We start from the raw sequence: 2,843 nt of genomic DNA on the forward strand, positions 1-2,843 counted from the left end.
TTATTTGCTGGTAGATGTCTTCCAGTAGTTGCTCTTCTGAGGTGGTTTCACAAACATGGATCTTGATCTGCTTGTTACGGTTTGGCTTGGCGGCAAAAGGGCATAGATTAAGGCCGATCACTACGGCTTCCAGCCATTGTTGGACTTGTTGAATAACGTCTGATTTTACTGCGTCTGACATTGCTGACTCGATGTACTGCTTAAAATAATTATGGGCTAAGAGTAACAAGATTGAGCCAGAAAGAAAGCAGTATGGGACTCTGCTTGGCAATAGATATGAAAAAGGGCCAGTAATGACTGGCCCTTTGCTAGATGAAAAAGTAATTAGGCTTTTTCTTCCGACGGCTGAGCGGTGCTCTCGCCTTCGACTACTGGAGCCGGAAACTCTTTCAGTGGTTTGGCAACCAATTGACGGGTTACACTACGCACTTCTGTCAGTTTCACTTCGAAAGAATCGCCAAGCTGGTACTCTTTGACCTTATCGATGTTGACGATACCCAGATCATTGTTACATTCGATTCGCTGCTTGTTATCAAGGATCAGCGGAGCCGGAATAAATGCCGCCGCACCATTTTCCAGCAAACGGACGCGCATACCGGCACGGTTGATATCAAAGACCTCGGCGGTAAAGACCGTCTCATCTTTGACTGCATCTTTTAACAGGCGAACATATAGCCAGTCAGACACATCACGCTCAGCCATGCGGTGGTGGCGGCGGTGAGTGGCAATCTCTTCACCAACAGAGTCATCTGGGGTCTGAGTTGGCTCGGTGCCTGAAATAACCGCTTTAAGCAGGCGATGGTTAATCATGTCACCGTACTTACGGATCGGGGATGTCCATGTCGCATACACATCGAGTCCCATTGCATAATGAGGAGCTGGCTTGTTGCCTACTTCACTGTATGCCTGGAACTTGCGAAGGCGGTTATCGAGATATGTAGTCTCCTGGGCATTTAACCAGCGACGCAGGGCACTGAAACCTTCCAGCGAAGTCAGTTCTTCTTTCTCGAACGGCGCTTCTGCGTTTTTCAGGAAGTCCATTGCTGCATCCAGTTTTTCTGGATTGAAGCCATTGTGGTAGTTGAAGACACCCATGCCGAACTTCTCTTGCAGCACACGACCGGCACAAATATTCGCCGTGATCATTGCTTCTTCGATCATTCGGTTCGCGGTACGACGAGGATCGGTGTGAATGGCAACCACGTCGTTATCTTCGCTAAGCTCAAAGCGATAATCCGGGCGGTCAGGGAATACAACGGCGTTGTTGGCCCGCCACTCGCTGCGCGCGTTGGCAAAACCATGCAGTGCATTGATCTGCTCCGCGATGACAGCGTTTGGTGCCCAGTCTTCGCACTGACCGTGTTCGATCAGATCAGATACCTTGTCATAAGCCAGTCGAGCCTGAGACTTAATCCATGCTGCAAAGAAGGTAATATCGTCTTGGATAACACCATCTGCATTAATGGTTACACGACAGCAGATCGCCGGGCGTTTCTCGTCTTCGATCAGCGAGCAGAGTTCGTCGCTCAGCTCCCGTGGAAGCATAGGGATGTTTCGTCCCGGCAGGTAGATGGTAAAGCCACGCTGGCGTGCCTCGTCATCCATTTTATCGCCAACAGCGATGTAAGATGTCGGATCGGCAATAGCAATCGTGATCTCATAGCTGCCATCATCTTTGGCGACAGTATAGAGAGCATCATCCATATCTTTGGTGGATTCACCGTCGATAGTAATGAAAGGCAGATCAGTAAGATCCTGGCGTTCCAGCTCTTCGTCGAGCATGCTCCAGCTGTCTTGAGGGGCTGGCTCGGCGTTCGGTAGCTCATGGCGGGCCAGTGTTACCCACCATGGCGCAATTTTGTCGTTGCTGTCGGTGATCTTTTCTTTGATTTCACAAAAGAAGGTTTTGTTGTCGCCGACCAATGGATGTCGTGTCAAGTTAGCGACGACCCAGTCGCCTTCTTTCAATAGTTCCGGATTGAGGCCTTTGATAGCGCGTGCTTTGATTGCATCTTTTAGTTGCGGGTGATCCGGTACCACATTCAGGCGGTCGCGGATCAGTTTTACACGGCCAATAAAGCGAGTCATGAACTGTTCAACCAGTTCCTGGGGCTCAGCAACTTCCCGCTCTTTTTCAGTACGGATCACTGCCACAACACGGTCGCCGTGCATGACATTTTTCATATAATTTGGCGGAATGAAGAAGCTTTCTTTGTTGTCTGTTTCCAGGAAGCCAAAGCCACGGTCTGTTGCTTTGATATTGCCTTCTTTTTTAGGAAGGGTTTCCTGAATTTGTTTTTTAAGCTGTGCTAATAATGGATTGTCTTGAAACATTATGCCCGGTCTCAGATTGTGAACGAACACACTATAAGGCCTTCATGCGTTAAAACCAAGCGCTATACCCGCCACGTTCCTACCAAATACTGTATTTCGGGGCAGTTTTTATCGGGTTTGTAGCTGCAAGACTATTCACCCTGCCTACTCTCCATTGAGAGTTAGGAGATATCTGGAAATGTATGACTAATAATCCGAGATTTAGGGTAAAACTGACTGTTTTGATATAGGCCGAAGGATAATTCGCCTAATGGGCTGATATTCGGTTGGTTCTAAGTGTATCGAGTCACAGTCTTGGAAATAATGGTTACACCATTTGTTACTTTCTGGTAATTAAGGTACTTGTTATAAAAAAAAGATGTGTTCAGCACACCAGTCACCCGAGGAAGGTTCGCGTTGTTATGGTTGTAAGAGTGAAAAAGACATTTGACCAGCTCGTGGATGTGCTGGCTCGTGAGGCAGACATGGAGCAGTGGTGTCGATGTTTGTTATCGTCCTTAAGCCGCGAG

At 48.1% G+C, this 2,843-nt stretch carries 2 protein-coding genes; both read right to left on the reverse strand.

Annotated elements, in window-relative coordinates; translation table 11 throughout:
* A partial coding sequence (locus MHN01_RS23235; RefSeq protein WP_239413726.1) for a DUF1415 family protein occupies nucleotides 1-181 on the reverse strand: 181 nt, incomplete at its 3' end.
* Between the two features lie 143 nt (nucleotides 182-324).
* Entirely contained in the window at nucleotides 325-2,334 is a 2,010-nt protein-coding gene (locus MHN01_RS23240; RefSeq protein WP_239413727.1) for an exoribonuclease II, read from the reverse strand.
* Nucleotides 2,335-2,843: the final 509 nt, after the last annotated feature.

Origin of the sequence: Photobacterium sp. OFAV2-7, from assembly GCF_022347985.1 — a bacterium.
Classification (GTDB): domain Bacteria; phylum Pseudomonadota; class Gammaproteobacteria; order Enterobacterales; family Vibrionaceae; genus Photobacterium.